The 17,695-nt window shown below is 65.7% G+C and carries 11 protein-coding genes and 1 pseudogene; 4 read left to right on the top strand and 8 right to left on the bottom strand.

Annotated features, from left to right (window positions below; all coding sequences use genetic code 11):
• Window positions 1-146: 146 nt before the first annotated feature.
• From fdxB to QZY03_RS32125, 7 genes and pseudogenes are all read right to left on the bottom strand, one after another.
• Window positions 147-467, bottom strand: coding sequence for a ferredoxin III, nif-specific (fdxB, locus tag QZY03_RS15175; protein WP_295582450.1), 321 nt, complete (start codon window positions 465-467; stop codon window positions 147-149).
• Window positions 468-492: 25 nt separating this feature from the next.
• On the bottom strand, window positions 493-708 hold the full coding sequence (locus QZY03_RS15170; protein ID WP_295582447.1) for a CCE_0567 family metalloprotein: 216 nt from the start codon (window positions 706-708) through the stop codon (window positions 493-495).
• A gap of 27 nt (window positions 709-735) precedes the next feature.
• A complete protein-coding gene (locus QZY03_RS15165) occupies window positions 736-1,209 on the bottom strand; it encodes a NifX-associated nitrogen fixation protein (RefSeq protein WP_020504894.1) in 474 nt (157 codons plus the stop codon).
• 82 nt (window positions 1,210-1,291) lie between these two features.
• On the bottom strand, window positions 1,292-1,732 hold the full coding sequence (locus QZY03_RS15160) for a NifB/NifX family molybdenum-iron cluster-binding protein (protein ID WP_295582444.1): 441 nt from the start codon (window positions 1,730-1,732) through the stop codon (window positions 1,292-1,294).
• 153 nt (window positions 1,733-1,885) lie between these two features.
• Window positions 1,886-3,274 (bottom strand): nitrogenase iron-molybdenum cofactor biosynthesis protein NifN, encoded by a 1,389-nt coding sequence (gene nifN, locus QZY03_RS15155; RefSeq protein ID WP_295582453.1) that lies wholly within the window; start codon window positions 3,272-3,274, stop codon window positions 1,886-1,888.
• 4 nt (window positions 3,275-3,278) lie between these two features.
• Window positions 3,279-4,736: a nitrogenase iron-molybdenum cofactor biosynthesis protein NifE gene (gene nifE, locus QZY03_RS15150; RefSeq protein WP_295582452.1), complete on the bottom strand. Its 1,458-nt coding sequence runs from the start codon at window positions 4,734-4,736 to the stop codon at window positions 3,279-3,281.
• Between the two features lie 430 nt (window positions 4,737-5,166).
• Window positions 5,167-5,235, bottom strand: a pseudogene (locus QZY03_RS32125) (transcriptional regulator); the annotation flags it as partial.
• A 306-nt stretch (window positions 5,236-5,541) separates the two neighbouring features.
• On the opposite strand from QZY03_RS32125, the gene QZY03_RS15140 reads away from it, so the two are divergent.
• From QZY03_RS15140 to QZY03_RS15125, 4 genes are all read left to right on the top strand, one after another.
• The gene (locus tag QZY03_RS15140) at window positions 5,542-10,083 is read left to right on the top strand and encodes a PAS domain S-box protein (protein WP_295582440.1); all 4,542 of its coding nucleotides are present in this window, start codon (window positions 5,542-5,544) and stop codon (window positions 10,081-10,083) included.
• A gap of 45 nt (window positions 10,084-10,128) precedes the next feature.
• Entirely contained in the window at window positions 10,129-10,449 is a 321-nt protein-coding gene (locus QZY03_RS15135; RefSeq protein ID WP_295582439.1) for a DUF1840 domain-containing protein, read from the top strand.
• A gap of 326 nt (window positions 10,450-10,775) precedes the next feature.
• A complete protein-coding gene (locus QZY03_RS15130) occupies window positions 10,776-12,608 on the top strand; it encodes a hypothetical protein (RefSeq protein WP_295582437.1) in 1,833 nt (610 codons plus the stop codon).
• Window positions 12,601-16,758 carry a DEAD/DEAH box helicase gene (locus QZY03_RS15125; RefSeq protein ID WP_295582435.1) on the top strand — a complete coding sequence of 1,386 codons (4,158 nt, stop codon included), beginning with the start codon at window positions 12,601-12,603 and terminating at the stop codon, window positions 16,756-16,758. Before QZY03_RS15130 ends, QZY03_RS15125 begins: the two co-directional genes overlap by 8 nt.
• Before the next feature lie 597 nt (window positions 16,759-17,355).
• On the opposite strand, the gene QZY03_RS15120 is transcribed toward QZY03_RS15125, so the two are convergent.
• On the bottom strand, window positions 17,356-17,695 hold a 340-nt coding region (locus tag QZY03_RS15120; RefSeq protein ID WP_295582433.1), incomplete at its 5' end, for a hypothetical protein.

The raw sequence follows: 17,695 nt of genomic DNA, 5'->3' as shown, positions 1-17,695 counted from the left end.
GTAGGGGCGACTTTAGTCGCCCCTAAGGCGATGTCCGTGAATAGGCATCCCGACTGCAAGCCTGTTGGGTTTTAGGGGCGAATGAATTCGCCCCTACACGGCGGTAGATCCTTTCCCGGAAATCACCTAAGCTATGCGCTGTCAGCTCAGGCCGCGATTGACGCGGGCTCGTGGGTGAGGCACTTCTTGGGACAGACCCGCGAACAGGCTTCACAGCCGATACAGTCCAGCAGATCCTTGAGGTTCATGACCATGCCTGGCGCTTCGTCGAAATCGTCCTCGTCATCGCTGTCATCCGCCTCCATTTCTTCAAGGTCCAGATCGTCGCGATCCACCAGTTCAAAGACGTCCCGCGGGCAGACTTTGTAACAGCGGCCGCAGCCGATACAGCGGGTCTGGTTGATGTTGGTGACGAAGGCGGGGGTCCAGGCGATGCCGCCGCGGGTGATTCCGGTAATGGTGCTCATTGGGTAAACTCTTGATACGTCTCATTCATGCGCCGGCCGTCGTGGCGGCTTTCAGTCGCGCTTCCGCGTCGGCCCAGGCGCGACAGGCGTCGTAGGTGGCCTGGGCGATGCCGGGAATCTCGTCATAGGCGGCCGGCAGGCGCTCTTCCACCAGATCGTGCAGTTCGCCGGCCCGCTCGCTGGCGATCCGCTTCGCCTTCTTGACGGCCTTCTCCAGTTCGCCGATGGTTGCTTCAGTCATGCCGTGTCTCCTGTTCCGGGCCGCCGCCTAAAGCCCGGCGACCTTCGGGTATTCGCCGATCATGTTCAGGGCCACGGACAGGATCTTGTCGGCCTCATCCTTCATCTTGGAGAGCGACGGGAAGCCGAAGCGGTGCACATCGCGCAAGGTCCGATCCATGACGACCAGCCGGCCGACGGTGATCAGGGCGCGGCCGAAGCCCTCGTGGGTGAGGTTCAGCATGGGCACGGCCATGAGTCCGCATTCCTTCTCGATCATCGCGGAGATGGCGTTGTAGAAGGCTTTGACCCGCGCCAGCACGATTTCGTCCGGATCGCCGATGATGGGGATCTCGCGCTTTTTTTCCTTGGTGAGGACGAAGGGCTCCAGAATGCGCTCCACCGGCCAACTGTCGAAGGTGCCATAGCTGTCGATGGCGCGCATCTGGCGCACCATCTCCACGGCAAAATCGGTCTTCAGAACCGGGTCGTTCTCCGTCACTGCGGCAACTGCCACGCTCATTGGTTGGCCTCGCGTCATTTGTTAAAGTGGAATGCGTTTGAAAGGTGATGCGTGATGTCCGCATACCGGACTGACTGTTGACTCACTCGCTCCAGCCCTCCGACTCCATGGCATCGAAGCGCTGCTCGTCGCGCGGCCGCTGCCGCGCCTCGAGTGCCCGCGCCAACCAGGACGAAGGTCCGGCGCGCAGTTCTTCCTGGAGCGTCTCGATCAGGTCGGTCACCGTGGCGTCGGGTGCGACCTTGATCGGCTGTATCCCTCTGGCCCGCAACTGGTTCACTGCCGAGGATCCGACCGCCTGACAGTAGATGGCGATGCAGCCGTCCAATGCGGCGAACTTCGCGGCCAGCTTATCCTCGTTGCCGTCCATGACCATTCGATCGAATTGCGTCACTTCCACCAGGTGGGAGCTGGTGGGGTCGATGGCGTAGACCGAGAAGGACACGGCGGCACCAAAGTGTTGATCGACATGACGCATATCGCCGGTGGCGAAGGCAACCTTGACTGTTGTCTTGTCATCCATCGTATTGGCCCCGCTAGTCACAATCTTGAGACGTCGTTCCAGTGTCATTGCAATCGCCCTGGCTGCTGTGATCCGGCACGAGATGTGAAACCGCGAATGAACGCAACTGACGTTCGATTACGGCCCAACTGAGCATCGTCCGGCTGCTGCTGATTAATGCGTGTGTTGCCTCGGTTCATCCGGCCGTGGCGACAGGCGGGAGTAATAGGGATGAATCTCACCGCGCTCCAGCGTCAACAGCAGGTTGGCCAGGTCGAACAGAGTGGCGCGCGCACCCTGATAGCCGATCCAGGTCCGCTGATAGCCGCCGACCCGATCGTATTGGGGAAAGCCGGCGCGCAGGAGCGGGATCCCCAGGCGCTGCGCCGTGTGCACCGCGTGGGAACTGCCGATTAGTATCTCGGCTTCCCGTTCGCGGGCCATCGACTCCAGGTCTTCCAGATCGCCGATCGCCACCCGGTCGCAGCACACGTGATCCAGCGCCGGGGCCGTGGCGGGCGCTACCGCGGCAACGGTTTCGGCCCCGACAGCCGTGAGGAATTGGCTGAACCCGACCAGCAGGTCCGCATCCGCGGCGATGGCGAACCGCGTCAGCCCGAGCATGAAATGACAGTCGAGCATGGCGTCCTGGAGTTGCGCACGCTGCCGTTCGATGCGCTCCGGCACCGGATTGCCTGAGATCGCAATCAAGGTCTGCATCAGCGCGTCGACGGCAGTCAGGCTCATCAGATGTTGGAAGCGATGCTCGGGGACCCCGGTGCGTTCCCGGAGCAGGTCCGCCGCCGCGTCCATCGAGGCGCCGATCACCAGGGTCGCCGCCGCGTCGCCCAGGGTCGCCAACTCGTTCACCAGGGCACCGCCGATGGTGAGCGGATTGAACTCTTCTTCCGGCAGGTGGCCGTCGAGCGAGTCGGAGAGGTCCGGCAGGACGACCGGCCGCAGCCCGAAGGACGCGATCAGTTCTTTCAGATGTTCCAGGTCGCCTGGCGTCAGGGCGGAGCCGGCCAGCACATTGACCTGACGGCGGCGCCGACCGGGCTTGGTGCCGGCGGTCGCAGCCTCCGGCACCAGCGTATCGATGATGGCGCGAACAGCCAGTGCGAATCCGGATTCCATGCAGCCGGTGAAGTCCGGGGTGGAGACCGCCACGATCGGGATCGCCGCGTGCTGCGGGTACTTGGCGCGAAACTCCCGCACGGCCATGTGGATGTCCGTTCCCTGGGCCTCCGCCAGCCCGGTGGTCGGCAGCCCGATCAGGTCCGGCTGGCTCTTTTCACACAGCACCCGCAATCCTTCCGCCACGTTCTCGTTGGCGCCCATGATGGCGCTTACCTGCTCCATGGCGGTGGACTGGATCGGAATCGGCTCACGGAAGTGACGCACGAAGAAGACTTTGCCGAAGGCCGTACAGCCCTGTGAGCCGTGCAGCATCGGAATCGCGCGGCGGAACCCCAGAAAGGCGAGGGCGGCCCCCAGGGTCGCGCTGGTCTTCAGCGGGTTGACCGAAAGTGCTTTGCTACGCTTGAGGATTTCGGGTTTCATGGTCTCAGGCACGGGCTACCTCCGCGGCGGATGCGGCGCCCGCATCCGCAATGATGGATTCGGCCGCGGCGCGGGCAGCGGACCCGCCGGTGGCCCAGGGCGCCGGTCGGCGTACCGCCTCCCAGATCGGGCTCTCGATGGTCAGGCAGAGTTGCTTCGCCAGCTCCAGCATGCCGACATAGCCCTCGTAGCCGAATTCCCGCTCCTGATTGATGTCGAGGAAAGGAATGCGCGCTTTGAGCGCCGTGTAGAGATTGCGTCCGCCCGCGATGAGACAGTCGACCCGCTGCTCGTGCACGATTTTGATCAAGGCCCGTGGGTTGCCGTCGTCGATCATCACCGCGTCCTCGCCCATCAGGGCGCGGATGCGCGCCTTGTCCTCCTCGGTGGATTTCTTGGTGCCGGTCGCGACCACGCTCATGCCCAAATCCTGCAAGGCGGAGACGATGGACCAGGACTTGACCCCGCCGGTATAGAGCAGCACCCGCTTGCCCTTGAGCCGGGCGCGCCAGGGCTCGAGCCGCGCGTTGATGGCCGCTTCTTCGCGGGTGATCACCGCCTCGGTGCGCGCGGTCAGGTCGGGGTCCGCGATGATGCGTGCAAAGTCGCGCAAGGCCTGGGACACGTCGGCGACGCCGTAGAAACTGCCCTCGAACCAGGGCGTCCCGTAAGTCGCTTCGAGCTTGCGGGCGACGTTGATCATCGCCTTGGAGCAGACCATCATATTGACCTGCGAGCGGTGCATGGTCTGCACGTCCCGAAAGCGGGCGTCCCCCGACAGGGTGCAGAGTACGCGCAGGCCCAACTCATCGAAGAGCGGCAGCACATGCCACTGCTCGCCCGCGATGTTGTATTCACCCACCAGGGCGATGTCGTGCACCTTGAAGTCCGGACGTTCGATCCCCGCGGGCACCGGGTCGGGTTCACGGGTTCCGCAGACATACTTCACCATCGCCTCGCCGGCGATGCGGTTACCCAGGTTCTTGGTCCCATAGAAACCGGCCGCGTCCACCGGCACCACCGGCGTGCCCCAGCGGGCCTGGGCCTGCTTGCACACGGCCTCGATATCGTCGCCGATCATAGCCGGAATGCAGGTGTTGTAGACGAAGACCGCCGCCGGCCGATAGGAGTCGATGGCCTGTTTGATGGCGTGGAACAGACGCTTTTCGCCCCGACCCATGATCACGTCCTGTTCGGTCAGGTCCGTCGTCATGCCGATCTTGAACAGCGTCGGGCCGGACGAGCGGGTGCCGCGGCTGTCCCAGGAGCTCCCGGCACAGGCGATTGACCCGTGCACGATATGCGCCACGTCGGCGATCGGCAACAAGGCGATCTGGGCGCCGTCGAAGGCGCAACCGCCCGCGGTGGCACCGGGCTTGGGCTTCGAGCAGCCGGCCTTGGCCTTCTGATTGTGCGCGCAGGCCGGCTCGTCGAGCAGGGCGGCGATGTCTTTGCGATTCATGGACACTGCCGGTGTCTCCGGTGTGGGGTGTCTTAAGCTTGCGATAGCTGAAGCAGATCTTGTGCCAATAAATAAAGTATTGTATTACAGGACTTTTCTGCGCGATGCGGTCTGTCGTGTCTGCGACAAAAACGCGGCGCTGGAGGATCGGTTACAAGTGGTCGCCCCAAAGGTAAAGCGGCTGGCGTCCGGTTGGGTCCTGGCTGGCGACGACCGGGTGGTAGATGTTGGGAAACAAGCCCCAAGCGTCGTTCACGAGGTGATTGGCGATGAATCCGGTCTGGTGGGCAGATTGGTATTGACGGATCACCGCGCCGGGCTGCCCCAGCCCGAAGGGCAGCGGGAACGTCCAAAGCACGCGGAGGGCATCGGCAAAGATCTGGCATTCGCCACTGCTGATGTCAGGGTTGCCGTCCAATAGGTGTCCGACTTTCGGTGTGAGCCCCTTCTGTTCCATTTCGAAGCGGATGGCTTCCACCGGGTCCGGCAGGTCCATGGGGGACTGATTGTTCATTCCGAACTGGGCTAAACGAACGTTTTCCCGCGCCGGGCGGCTGTTCAGTTCAGGGGGTTGCGGACACCGATCCCGCTGCCTATCGGGCCTTGCATGTTGACGCGGCTGTCGCCGATGCGCTGAACCCTGGACAGGCCGCGGTAGCCGGGGGCGATCACCATTCCAAGCGTCACTTCCCGGCGCTGCGGATCTCAGCCCCGCACACACTGGCTCAGTAGTGCCATACTAGCATCCGATACGGCCGGCTCATCATGGGCTGACGCCGCTGACGAGTTGGGGGACACTTTGCACGTGGCATGGCGAGTCGTTGTGGCGGTCGTTCTGGTCTGGCTCTGCGGCCTGTCCAACTGGTCGGCGGTTGCGGGTACGGCGGTGAACGACGCCCCCGCCGCCGGTCCAGTGCCCACTGCGCAGATCGTGGTCCTGAGCGCTTACCACCCCGGAGACGCCTGGTCGGACGACGTCTTGGCCGGACTGCTCGCGGGGCTGCAGACCGCCGATCCGGACCAGGTGCCGGAGGTCGAGTATCTGGACACCAAGCGCTTCCCCGGACCGGAGCATCTCGCTTTTCTGAAGGAGATGCTGACACGCAAGTACCGGCAGCGGCCGGCGGACCTGGTGATCGCGCTGGACAATCCGGCACTCGATCTGCTGCGCGCCTATCCGGCCGAACTCTTTCCCGGTGTCCCGGTGGTCTTTGCCGGGATCAACGGATTCCAGCCGCAGATGCTCGATGACCGGCCCGGGATGACCGGGGTCGCGGAGGTCCAAGACATGGCCGGGACTCTGGAACTGGGGTTGCGCCTGCACCCCGAGACGCGGCGGGTGCTGGTGGTTCACGACGACACCGCCTCGGGCCGGGCACTGCGGCAGGAGTTGGAGCCCATCCTGCCCGGCTTGCGTGACCGCGTGCGGATTGATTTTGCCCCCGCCGGAACCTTGCCGGAGTTGGAGCAGCAACTCGCGGCCCTGCCTGCGGACAGCCTGGTCCTGCTCCTGACCTATGTCACCGACGCGGCCGGTCACGTCTACCCGAGAGCCGAGAGCACGCGCCGGATGGCCGCCGCCAGTGCGGCGCCGCTCTATGCGATGCATCAGACCCGACTGGGCCACGGCATCGTCGGCGGTATGCTGCTGGACGGGCGGGAGCATGGCCGACAGGCGGCCGCACTGGCGTTGCGGGTGCTGGGCGGAGAGGACCCGGAGCGTATCCCGGTGGAGTCGAGCCATGCCCGTCCGGAGCTCGACGACATCACGTTGCGCCGCTTCGGGGTGGACCCCGGCGCCTTGCCCCCCGCCAGCCGGATCATCAATCGCCCGGAGACCTTCTACAGTCTGCACCGGCCGCTGGTGCTGGGGACGCTCGCGGTGCTGGCGTTGTTGTCGGGTGCGGTGGTGGTGCTCGCGGTCGCGATGCTGCGCGCCCGGCGTGCCGAGGCGGCTTTGCGCGGGAGCGAGGCGCGTCTGCGCCTGATCCAGGAGCGTCTCGATCTGGCGCTTGAAGGAGCGGCTCTCGGGCTCTACGACGCGGACTTCAAGACCGGGACCGTGACCGTCAACGACGGCTATGCACGCCTGTTGGGCTACGCCCCCGGAGAACGCAATTTCACGGTCGCAGACTGGCTGGATCGCATCCACCCGGCGGACCGCCCGGAGGTCGAGCGGATCTCGTCCGAGACCCGGGGCCGCACCCGCGACAGCTTCGAGACCGAGTATCGAACGCGTCATCAGTCCGGGCGCTGGGTTTGGGTCCTGGATCGGGGGCGGGGCTTCGACTGGGATGCCGCGGGCAATCCCGCACGTGGGGCCGGCACCTGTCTGGACATCACCGGGCGTAAGGAGGCCGAGGAGCGGGTCAGAACACAGCGGACCTTCTACGAAAACATCCTGGAGCGCGTCCAGGAGGGCATCTGGGTTACCGATGCGCAGCATCGGATCATCTATGCGAACCCGGGGATGGCCCGGATCGCGGATGTCCCGGTCGAGCGCATTCTCGGCATGCAGTTCTTTGCTGACTTCCCGGAGGCGACCACGCATGAGTTGCGCCCGCTCTTTCTGGAGGCCGTGGAGTCGCGTCACCCGCGGCCCTACGCCATCCACCTGGTCACCTTGGGGGGCCGGGAGAGTTGGCAGGCCGGCTGGCTGATCCCGGTGATCGACTCGGACGTATTCTCCGGGATGATCTGCACCGTGCGGGATATCAGCGCGGAGCGCGCGGCGGAGCGCGCTCTGGAGGCGTATCAGACCGGGTTGGAGGAGACGGTGGCAACCCGGACCGCCGCGCTCCGGGTAACGGAGGAGCACCTGCGGCTCATCCTGGAATCCACCGCCGATGGACTCTACGGCCTGGATCAGGACGGCGTGTGCACCTTCATCAATCCGTCCGCCTGCCGCCTCCTGGGCTATCCGGCCGAGCGTCTGGTGGGCGCCGCGATTCACTCGATGATTCATCATCCGCGAGCGGACGGCAGCCCTTATGCGGACGAGGAATGCCCGACCCGCGCCAGCTTACGGGAAGGTCGGGCGGTCACCGTGGATAACGAGGTGTTTTGGCGCGCGGATGGCGAACCCCTCCCGGTGATCTATGCCTCGCGCCCAATGCTCCGGGACGGCGCGATCGTGGGCGCCGTGGTGAGCTTCGTCGATATCACCGAGCGCAAGCGCCTGGAGGAGCGACTGCGTCGGTTGGCCGGTGCGGTCGAGGGCATCGCCGGGGTGCGTGACCTGCCCGAACTGGCCGCCATCGTCTGCGCCGCCGCACGCCACTTGACGCAGTCGGACGGGGCCACGCTGGTGCAGCGCGACGGCGAGGACTGCGTGTATCTGGGCGAGGACGCCATCGCCACCCTGTGGAAAGGCCGCCGCTTTGCCCTGGACGCGTGCGCCTCCGGTACGGTGATCCGCAGCGCCCGGCCGCTCGCCGTTGCGGAATTGACCGAGGACCCGCGGGTCCCGGCCGCTCCCTATGCCGGGACCTTCGTGCGCGGACTCTGCCTGGTCCCGATCGGCCGCACCGATCCGGTCGGGGCCATCGGCTGCTACTGGGCGCAACCCCACCTGGTCACCGACGAGGAGTTGGGACTCCAGCAGGCCCTGGCGGATGCCGCCGCGGTGGGGCTCGCGAACCTGGATCTGTACGCGCGCCTCACGCAGGCGCGGGCGGAGGCGGAACGTCTCACGCAGGTCAAGAGCGTATTCCTGGCCAATATGAGCCACGAGATCCGCACCCCCATCAATGCGATCGTCGGCCTGACCTATCTGCTGCGCAAGGAACTCACCGATCCGAAGCCACAGGCACAACTGCGCAAAGTGAGCACGGCCGCCCGGCACCTGCTGAGCATCGTTAACGACATCCTTGACCTGTCCAAGATCGAGGCTGGTCAACTGGCCTTGGAGGAGGTCGCGTTCGAACCTGCCGAGGTGATCGACCATGCGCTCGGCATCCTGGCCGAACAGGCGCTCGCCAAGGGGCTTGCGCTCGTCCGGGAGATCGATCCCCGGGTCCCCTTGCTGCTGCGCGGCGATCCCCTGCGTCTGGGACAGATCCTGCTGAACTACATCGGCAATGCGATCAAGTTTTCTGAGCGGGGCCAAATTCAGGTACGCGCCCGGGTGGCTCAGGATGACGGCGAGTCGCTGCTCCTGGGTCTGGAGGTGGAGGATCAGGGCATCGGGCTCACCCAGGCCGAACAGGGGCGGCTGTTCGCTGCTTTCTCCCAGGCGGACGACTCCACCACCCGCCGCTTCGGCGGTACCGGTCTGGGGCTGATCATCTGTCGCCGTCTGGCGAACCTGATGGGCGGCGAGGTCGGGGTGACGAGCCTCCCAGGGGTCGGCAGCACCTTCTGGGCGACCGCCCGACTGACCCGGACCGCACTGCTACAGGGCGGGGCATCGAACGTCGGGCCGGAGCTGGCGTCGGAGCCCGCGGAGTTGGTTCTGGAGCGCGACTACCATGGTGCGCACCTGCTCCTGGCGGAGGATGACCCGGTCAATCAGGAGGTGGTCAGTGAACTGTTGAGCGGCCTGGGTTTGGTGGTGGATGTGGCCGCCACGGGTCAAGAGGCGGTCGCGCGCGCCATGACGACGGATTACGCGCTGATATTGATGGACGTGCACATGCCGGAGATGGACGGATTGGAGGCAACCCGCCGCATCCGGGCGCTACCGGACCGCGCCGGTCTGCCCATCCTGGCGATGACCGCCAATGCGTTCACGGACGACCGGCAGCGCTGCCTGGCGGCGGGCATGAATGACTTCATCGGCAAACCGATGGAGCCTGACCGGTTCTGCGCGGCTCTGCTGCGCTGGCTGCCGCGACCGGTCGCGCGGGCGGTGCCGGTCGCCGCGACCCGGCCCGCCACTGAACCCGACGAAGCGGCGCTGCGGCAGGCCTTGGGCGCGGTCGCCGGGCTCGACCTGGCGGCCGGGTTGCGCTCCGTGCGCGGCAGGCTGGTGAGCTACTTACGACTCCTGGCTCTGTTTGTGCGGAGTCACGCCGACGACGTGACCGAACTGCGGCAACACCTGGACGGTGGCGCGCTACCCGCGGCGCAGCAGTTGGTCCACACGCTGAAGGGAGCGGCTGCCGCCTTGGGGGCCGAGGCCGTGCGCGAACGGGCGCTCGAACTTGAACTGGCCCTGCGCACACCCGTCTCAACGGTCGCTGTCGCGGCGTGCATCGCCGACCTGGATGCGGCGCTGGCCCCCCTCCTGGCGCATCTCTCCCTGATCATCGCCACGGCACCGACAATGGTATCCATGCCGAGGGCGACGAAGGAGCCAGTCGAATCCCGAACCCCGAACTCCGAACCCCTAGCTTTGCTACAGTAGCAAGGCGGCCATGCCGGCCGCGAGCGACAAGCCGTGGAGGCTCCCATGCTGGTGACCTTTGAAACCAAGGCCCATGCCAATATCACGATGTTCGGCGAGGTGGCGGTGACCCTGCTCAAGCTCATGGGTCACAGCGGCACCGTGCCGGGGGCGCTGCTCGCGGCGGATGTGCCGGCCGCCCTGGAGCGGCTGCGCCGGGCGGTCTCGGAGCACCCGGATGTGCCGCTGGATCCCAAGACCGGGGCCGGCGCCACGGACGAGAGTGAAGAGCGACATGTCAGCCTGGCCAACCGCGCCCTGCCCTTGATCGAATTGTTGAGCGACGCGGCCGCGGCGGGGGAGAACGTGATGTGGAGCAGTCCCTGAGCGCAACGAAGCGGGCAGCAAGCAGGCCTGCGTTTGCGCAGCCCCTGGTGGATGCGGCGCGCGCGACCGCCGTGCCGGATCCCTGACACCAAGCGGCGCGCCTTATCCACCCTACAACGGAGTCGGTTTCGTAGGGTGGATAAGCGTAGCGCATCCACCATCCACCTCACCGCCGCCACGCTGCCCGCGGCGCCCACCAAAATTCGGAACTGCCGGCGGCTTCGGCCTTGGATAGCCTGGTCAAGGCTGAACCCGTAAGACTCCGGAGCGGCGGCCGACGACCGCAACCCTGATCGAATCCACCAAGCGACACACCGAAACCAACGATGAAGCTGCGCGAAGCCCTTGAACTGTTGACTGTCCATGACCTGAAGAAACGCTGCTCGCTGATCCCGGTCACGGCGCCTTCGCCGCGCAAGGGCGACCTGGTGGCAACGATCTCCCGCTATCTGTTGACTGGTGATCTCAGCCCCGTCTGGTCCGGGCTGTCGGAACTGGAAATTAATGCCGTTGCCGAGACGGTCCACTCCTGGGACGGCGTCTTCGCCCACGCCCGCTTCAGCGCCCGCTACGGGTCCCTCCCGCAGCATTTTGGGTCGACCTATTCCATGTGGTCGGAGAGCAGCAGTAAGACGGCGGAGCGGCGGGATCTACTGTCGCTGTTCTTTTATCAATACGGCATCCCCGAGGATCTCTGTCCGCGCCTGGCCGCGCTCGCCCCGCGGCCAACTGACTTTGTCTACACCACCCTGACGGACGAGGAACTCACTGTATCCTTCCCCTTGACCGGCGTCGCGGCTGTCCTCGCGGAGCCCGGCGACGCGACGGACCAACCGTTGCGGCACGTCGCGACCGAAGCGCTCGTGGCGCATGACCTGCCGTCGATGCTGCGGCTGATCGGGCAGGGCGGCGTCGCGGTCGGTCCCAAGACCGGCCTGCCGAGCAGCGCCGCCGTCACCCGCATCGAGTCGGTGTTGCTCGGCGGGGATTGGTATGCGGCGGAGGATGACCAGGCGATCGATCGCTGGGAAGGCGGACCGATCCGGCCTATTCGTCCCTTCGCCTGGACCCTGTTATTGCAGGCCGGGGGGCTCGCCAAGCTGGACGTCAACAAGCTCGCGCTGACGCCGCGGGGCACCAAGGCGCTGTCGCTGCCGCCGGCGGAGGTGGTGGCCGGTCTCTTCGAGCGCTGGCAAACGAAAGGTGCTCCGGATGAGTTGCGCCGGGTGGATGTCATCAAGGGTCAGACCAGCAAGGGTGCGCAAATGTCCGCCACGGCCGACCGCCGGGCGGTCATCGCCGCGGTCTTGCGGGACTGCCCGGTGGGTTGCTGGCTTGACCTGAATGAGTTCTTTCGGCAGATGCAGTACCGGGGTCGCTCGTTTACAGTCAGCCATAACCCATGGAATCTGTATATCAATGACCCCCAATATGGCGGTCTCGGGGATTATGTCGTTGAGATCCTGCAGACCCGCTATTGTCTCGTTTATCTATTCGAGTACCTGGCCACGCTGGGCATGATCGATGTGGCCTACACCCTGCCGTACGGTGCACGGACCGATTACGGCGACGCTTGGGGGACCGACGAGTTGTTGTTCCTCAGCCGCTACGATGGGTTGCGGTATCTGCGCATCAATCCGCTGGGTGCCTATTGTCTCGGGCTCGCCCCCGAGTACCGGCCGCTGCAACCGGCCAGGCCAACGCTGCTCGCCGCGGAGGGCGAACTGGGGCTGCGCCTGCTGCGCGAACCGGAGCCCGCCGAACGCCTGATCCTGGAGCGCATCGCCCGTCTCCAGGCCGGGGCGCGGTGGGACCTGGACTCCGAGGCCCTGTTGCAATGCAGCACCGATACCGGCGAGCGCGCGCGCATCCGCGACTTTCTGACTATCGCATTCGGCGGGGACCTGCCGGCGCCGCTCGGCCGACGGCTCGACGCCATCGCCGAACGGGTCACGGCTCTGGTCGATACCGGTTCCGCCCGACTGGTGCAGTGCCGCGATGAGGGGTTGGCCGCCATGCTGGCCGAGGACCCGGCGACCGGGCCGCATTGTCTGCGGGCCGGCGCGCGTCTGATTTGCGTCCCCGAGTCCAAGCTGAAAGCCTTCCGCAAGGGTCTGGTCCGGCTTGATCTCATCTTGCCGGAGGTGCCCCGTGGCTGATCTGCTGGCCCGCTATGCGGCACTGGGCGAGGATGCGCGGCGCATTCTGCGGGTGCTGTCGGTGATCTGCGAACCGGTCGGTTTGACGGCGTTCCATCAGGTGTTGGACGCGTTGCGCTGGCGCGGTCACAAGGATGCACCGTTGCGCGCGATCCTGGACCAGGATCTCCGCTTGCTGCTGCTGGCTGAACATCTGATCGAACAAAGCCCCCGCGGCCTGGTGTGCCACCCGGATCTCGCCGAGCCGCTGACCAGGGAGACCGTCGCCGATGGCACCTTCGCGGCGATTGTAGCGGCGGCGCAGGCCGTGGTCTCGAGTCGCGGTGGTCCGGCTTGGGAGCAGACCACGGCGGAGCGCACCACCCGCAAGCTGCGCAACGCACTCTACGCCGGGCGCGAAGACGAGGTGCTCGCGCTGCTGCCCGGCGTCGCCCCGAGCGCATCGGCCAGTCAGGTCCGGTTTGCCGAGGTGACCCGGCTGGCCCAGGTCTGCACCCGCTCGCCGGATGCGCAGTGGCTGGCAGGCTTGAGCCCACGGCTCAAACTCCTGGCACTGGCGCCGATGCTGCGTGAGCACGCGCTGAATCTGGTCGCCGACCCCGCACTCTATGAACTGGCTGAGCGTCTGCTGACACCCCTGGTGCCGGACCACCCGGACGCCGCCGACGCCCTGGCCGAGCAGCGCCTGCTGCGCGGCCAACTGGCCGGCGTGGCCGAGTTGCTCGCCGGCCGCACCGACCCCGAGGGACTGGCCCGGCTCGGTTGGCTGGGGTTTCTCCAGGGCGACTATGACGCCGCCATCGCGACCTTTGAGACCGCCTTGCAGGCGAACCGCAAGCTGACCCGGAAGCGGAAGGTGGCGCTGTCGGGCCTCCCCGGTGCGCTGTATCTGCTGGCCTTGTTGCGCCGCGGCCGACGGGAGGACTTCGAGCAGGTGGCGGAGCAGGTCGGCCTCTGTCTGCGCGCCCCCGTGACCGATGTCATCGAGCCGACCTACCGGGTGATTCGCGATCTGGCCCCGGTGCTCACCGGCCGTTGTGCGGCGGACACAAGCTACCACCTGCAGCCCGACCTGGTGCTGCGCGGTGCCTTTCCGCCGTTGCTCCAGACCTTGGCGCGCTACTGGTTTGGTTTGCCGCCGGCGGGGGATCTGTTGGCGCGGCTGGCCACCCATTGCCATCAGGCGATTCAGGCCGGCCTCCTTTGGTATGCCCACGAGGCCCGGGCGGCGCTGCAGGCCGGCGGCTTCCCGGGTGCGTTTCCCACCCTGGGCGAGCCTCCCGCGGACCTGGTCCTGATGACCTGTTTGCTGGGGCCCCGATCCGCCTGGGAGATCGCCCTGGAAGCGCTCAAGGGCGTGGGTGCGCCGCCGGCGACCGGAGACGCCGCAGCCGACGCGGCCCCCGGTCCGGACCGCCGCCTGGTCTGGATGATCGATGTGCACGACGGGCTCGCCACGCTGGAACCGCGCGAGCAGAAACGCATGAAGCGCGGCGGTTGGACTCACGGACGGGCGATGCCGCTGCAGCAACTCGCCGAGGATCCGGACAGCATGCCCGACCTCAGCCCCCAAGATCGGGAGCTGTGCGCCTGTATCGTCAAGGAGCAGGAGCGCAGCGCTTATTATGGTGCGCCGGGGCGGGCCTTCTATCAGCTTGATCAGGATCGCGCCCTGCTGACGTGCATCGGCCATCCGTTGTTGCGGCGGGTCGGTGGCGTCGATCGCCCGGTCGAGTTGATTCGCGGCGGCCCGACCCTGTCGGTGGTGCGCCGCGGCCAGGAGATCCTGGTCGGCATCGCGCCCTTTCCGCCCGTTGAGCGCAACGTCGCGGCGATGAGTGAGACGTCCGAGCGCATCCGGCTGATCCACTTCGACGCCCGCCATCGGGAGATCGGCCGCATCCTGGGTCCGGACGGCCTGCGAGTGCCGGCGGACGCGCAGGCGCGGCTGCTGGAAGGGCTGGCGGGCGTGGCGCCGCTGCTGACCGTCCATTCCGACATCGGCGGCCTCACCGACCATGCCGAAGAAATTCCGGCTGATGTGCGCCCGCACATCCACTTGCGGCCGTATGGTGCCGGTTTTGGGCTGGATCTGCATGTCCATCCGTGCGGCGACGGCGGCCCGCAACTGCGGCCGGGGCAGGGCGGCGCGACCCTGCTCACCGATCTGGCCGGCCGGGCGGTGCGCTGTACCCGTGACCTCAAAGGCGAATTGGCCGCCGCCCGGCGGGTGCTGACCGACTGTCCGATCCTGGACGGCGCGGACGGCTGGACCTGGAATCTGGACGATCCGGAGCTGGCTCTCGGCGCCCTGGAGCAACTCCAGGCGCTGGGCGACACGGTGGCCCTGGACTGGCCGGAAGGCAAGCGCATTGCCCTGACCGCCGAGACCCAACTGGGTCAGATGCAGATCAAGATCAAACAGCAGGGGGATTGGCTCGACATCGGCGGCGGGCTGCAGCTCGCCGACGGCCGGGTGCTGGCCATGCGGGAACTGCTGGAGCGCTCACTCGCCTCCCGCGGCCGCTACCTGCGGCTGGGCGAGCATGAAGTGCTGGTGCTGAGCAACGCGCTGCGGCGACGCCTCGACAGCCTGCAGGGTCTGACCGACAACGGGCGCTTCCATCCCCTGGCGGCGCCGATCGTCGCCGAACTGCTGGATGGCATGGCCGTCACCGGCGTCCCCGCCTGGCAGGCGCTGCTGAAGCGCCTGACCGCCGCGCGCGATCTGGAGCCGGTGCTGCCCTCCACCCTCCAGGCGGAACTGCGCGACTACCAGGCGGAAGGCTACCGCTGGCTCGCCCGGCTGGCCCACTGGGGCGCCGGAGCCTGTCTGGCCGACGACATGGGCCTGGGCAAGACCGTGCAGGCGCTGGCGCTGATCCTGTCCCGCGCGCCCCAGGGTCCGACCCTGGTGCTGGCGCCGATGTCGGTCTGCGGCAACTGGATCGACGAGGCGCAGCGCTTCGCCCCGACACTGCGGCCCCAACGCTTTGGCCCCGGAGATCGCGCGGCCCAGCTCAAGGCGGCCGGACCCTTTGATCTGATCGTATGCAGTTATGGGCTCCTGCAAACCGAAGGGGAGCGATTGGCGGAAGTCACCTGGGAAACCGTGGTCGCCGATGAGGCCCAGGCGTTCAAGAACGCGCTCACCAAGCGCTCCCAGGCCATCATGCGGCTGAACGGCGGCTTCCGGATGATCGCCACCGGCACCCCCATCGAGAACCGACTCGGCGAACTCTGGAACCTGTTCCGGTTCATCAACCCCGGCCTGCTCGGGTCCCAGGAGCGCTTCAACCAGCGCTTCGCCAACCCCATCGAACTGGACAAAGACCCGCTGGCCCGCCAGCGGCTGCGGCAACTGCTGCGCCCCTTCATCCTGCGGCGGCTGAAGAGCGAGGTGTTGAGCGAACTCCCCCCGCGCACCGAGATCACCCTGCGGCTGGAGCTGAGCGAAGGCGAACAGGCCCTGTACGAGGCCCTGCGTCAGCAAGCCATCGAACGGCTGGACCTGGCCGCGACCGCCAATCCCGGCCAGGCGCGGTTTCAGTTGCTCGCCGAAATCATGCGGCTGCGCCGGGTCTGCTGCCACCCGCGCCTGGCCCTGCCCGACAGCACCCTGCCCAGCGCCAAGCTGGAAGCCTTCAGCGAGATCGTCGACGAACTGCTGGACAACCGGCACAAGGCCCTGGTGTTCAGCCAGTTCGTCGATCACCTGAGCATCCTGCGCGCCCACCTGGACACCCGCGGCATCCGTTACCAATATCTGGACGGCAGCACCTCCGAGGCCCAGCGCCGCGCCGCCGTCGCCGCGTTTCAAGCGGGCGAGGGCGAGCTCTTCCTGATCAGCCTGCGCGCCGGCGGCTTCGGCCTGAACCTCACCGCCGCCGACTATGTGATCCACATGGACCCCTGGTGGAACCCCGCGGTGGAAGACCAGGCCAGCGACCGCGCCCACCGCATCGGCCAGGAGCGCCCGGTCACCATCTACCGGCTGGTTGCCAAGGGCACCATCGAAGAACGCATCCTGACCCTCCACGCCGCCAAACGCGATCTCGCCGACGATTTGCTGGAAGGCACTGGAGACGGCGGACGGTTGAGCTATGACGATATGCTGGCGTTGGTGCGGGGGGCTGAGTGGGAGAGCTGAGCCTGCACCGTCATTCCGGCAGGATGCCGGAATCCAGTGCCATGGATGGTACCTTGCAGCGAGTACGGACTTGCAAGATGAGATGGAACGCCCCACTACCTCAGCAGCCGGCAGTTGGGTCATGATCGCCGTTCCGGCCCAAGCAACTACTCGGATTTATCCACAGATGTCACAGATGTTCACAGATGAAGAAAAACATCTGTGACATTGCTGTAGGCGCTGTGATTCGATGAGTTAGCGAATTCGCCACCGATGTCAGGCACGAACAGTATCGTTCAAAATTCAATGGCTTGTAGATTCGCTACCGTGTCAGGAACGAAGCGCTTGGCACCCCGCGGGTGTTGGTGAGGTTCGCAAGCTCACCGTACCCCTGAGAGACGTGGTGGCCCGAACGATGATCGAGGGTAACGCGCAAGTAGCGGATACAAATCGACTGGTCACCCTCTTGGCGGCGGGGCGCGGGTGCGGTAGCATACTAAAGTGCTGGACTGAGTGCAGTCAAGATCACTAATGTCCTAACGCAACCTAGAGCACTAGCATCTTATTGATATATTAAGTATTTGTATCCTAATCCAACCTAGAACACGTTAAATCCGGCTACAAAGAATTGCGGAATTCAATAAGTTCCGGGCAACCCAAGACCAAAAAGATGCTGAAAAAGTGATGAAAATATGCTTTTTCCTGAAGGAAAAGACACGCAAGGACAACAGTAGTTAATCCTTGCGTGTCTTTTCCTTCTTTTCCTTCTTTTCCTTCTTTTCCTTCAGGGCTGCCATCATTTTTCAGCGACTGCGGTGTTCTTGGGTTGAATGCCGCCAGCAATTCCCGGCCAATTTTTTTTCCTTTATAAACAATATGATAAATTCTTTTTCCGAAGGCGTTTTTACGGATTCGTGACTCTGCTAGAATAGCGAATTGGACTACCTGCAATGATTCG

Source organism: uncultured Lamprocystis sp., from assembly GCF_903933125.1.
In the GTDB taxonomy this organism is placed as follows: Bacteria; Pseudomonadota; Gammaproteobacteria; order Chromatiales; family Chromatiaceae; genus Thiodictyon.
This window is presented reverse-complemented; position numbering and strand designations above follow the sequence as displayed.

Bases quoted from the DNA above. Each gene is read 5' to 3' on its own strand.
- QZY03_RS15165 (WP_020504894.1), bottom strand. From the start codon at position 1,209: ATGAGCGTGGCAGTTGCCGCAGTGACGGAGAACGACCCGGTTCTGAAG.
- nifN (WP_295582453.1), bottom strand. From the start codon at position 3,274: ATGAAACCCGAAATCCTCAAGCGTAGCAAAGCACTTTCGGTCAACCCG.
- fdxB (WP_295582450.1), bottom strand. From the start codon at position 467: ATGAGCACCATTACCGGAATCACCCGCGGCGGCATCGCCTGGACCCCC.
- QZY03_RS15135 (WP_295582439.1), top strand. From the start codon at position 10,129: ATGCTGGTGACCTTTGAAACCAAGGCCCATGCCAATATCACGATGTTC.
- QZY03_RS15170 (WP_295582447.1), bottom strand. From the start codon at position 708: ATGACTGAAGCAACCATCGGCGAACTGGAGAAGGCCGTCAAGAAGGCG.
- QZY03_RS15130 (WP_295582437.1), top strand. From the start codon at position 10,776: ATGAAGCTGCGCGAAGCCCTTGAACTGTTGACTGTCCATGACCTGAAG.
- nifE (WP_295582452.1), bottom strand. From the start codon at position 4,736: ATGAATCGCAAAGACATCGCCGCCCTGCTCGACGAGCCGGCCTGCGCG.
- QZY03_RS15160 (WP_295582444.1), bottom strand. From the start codon at position 1,732: ATGGATGACAAGACAACAGTCAAGGTTGCCTTCGCCACCGGCGATATG.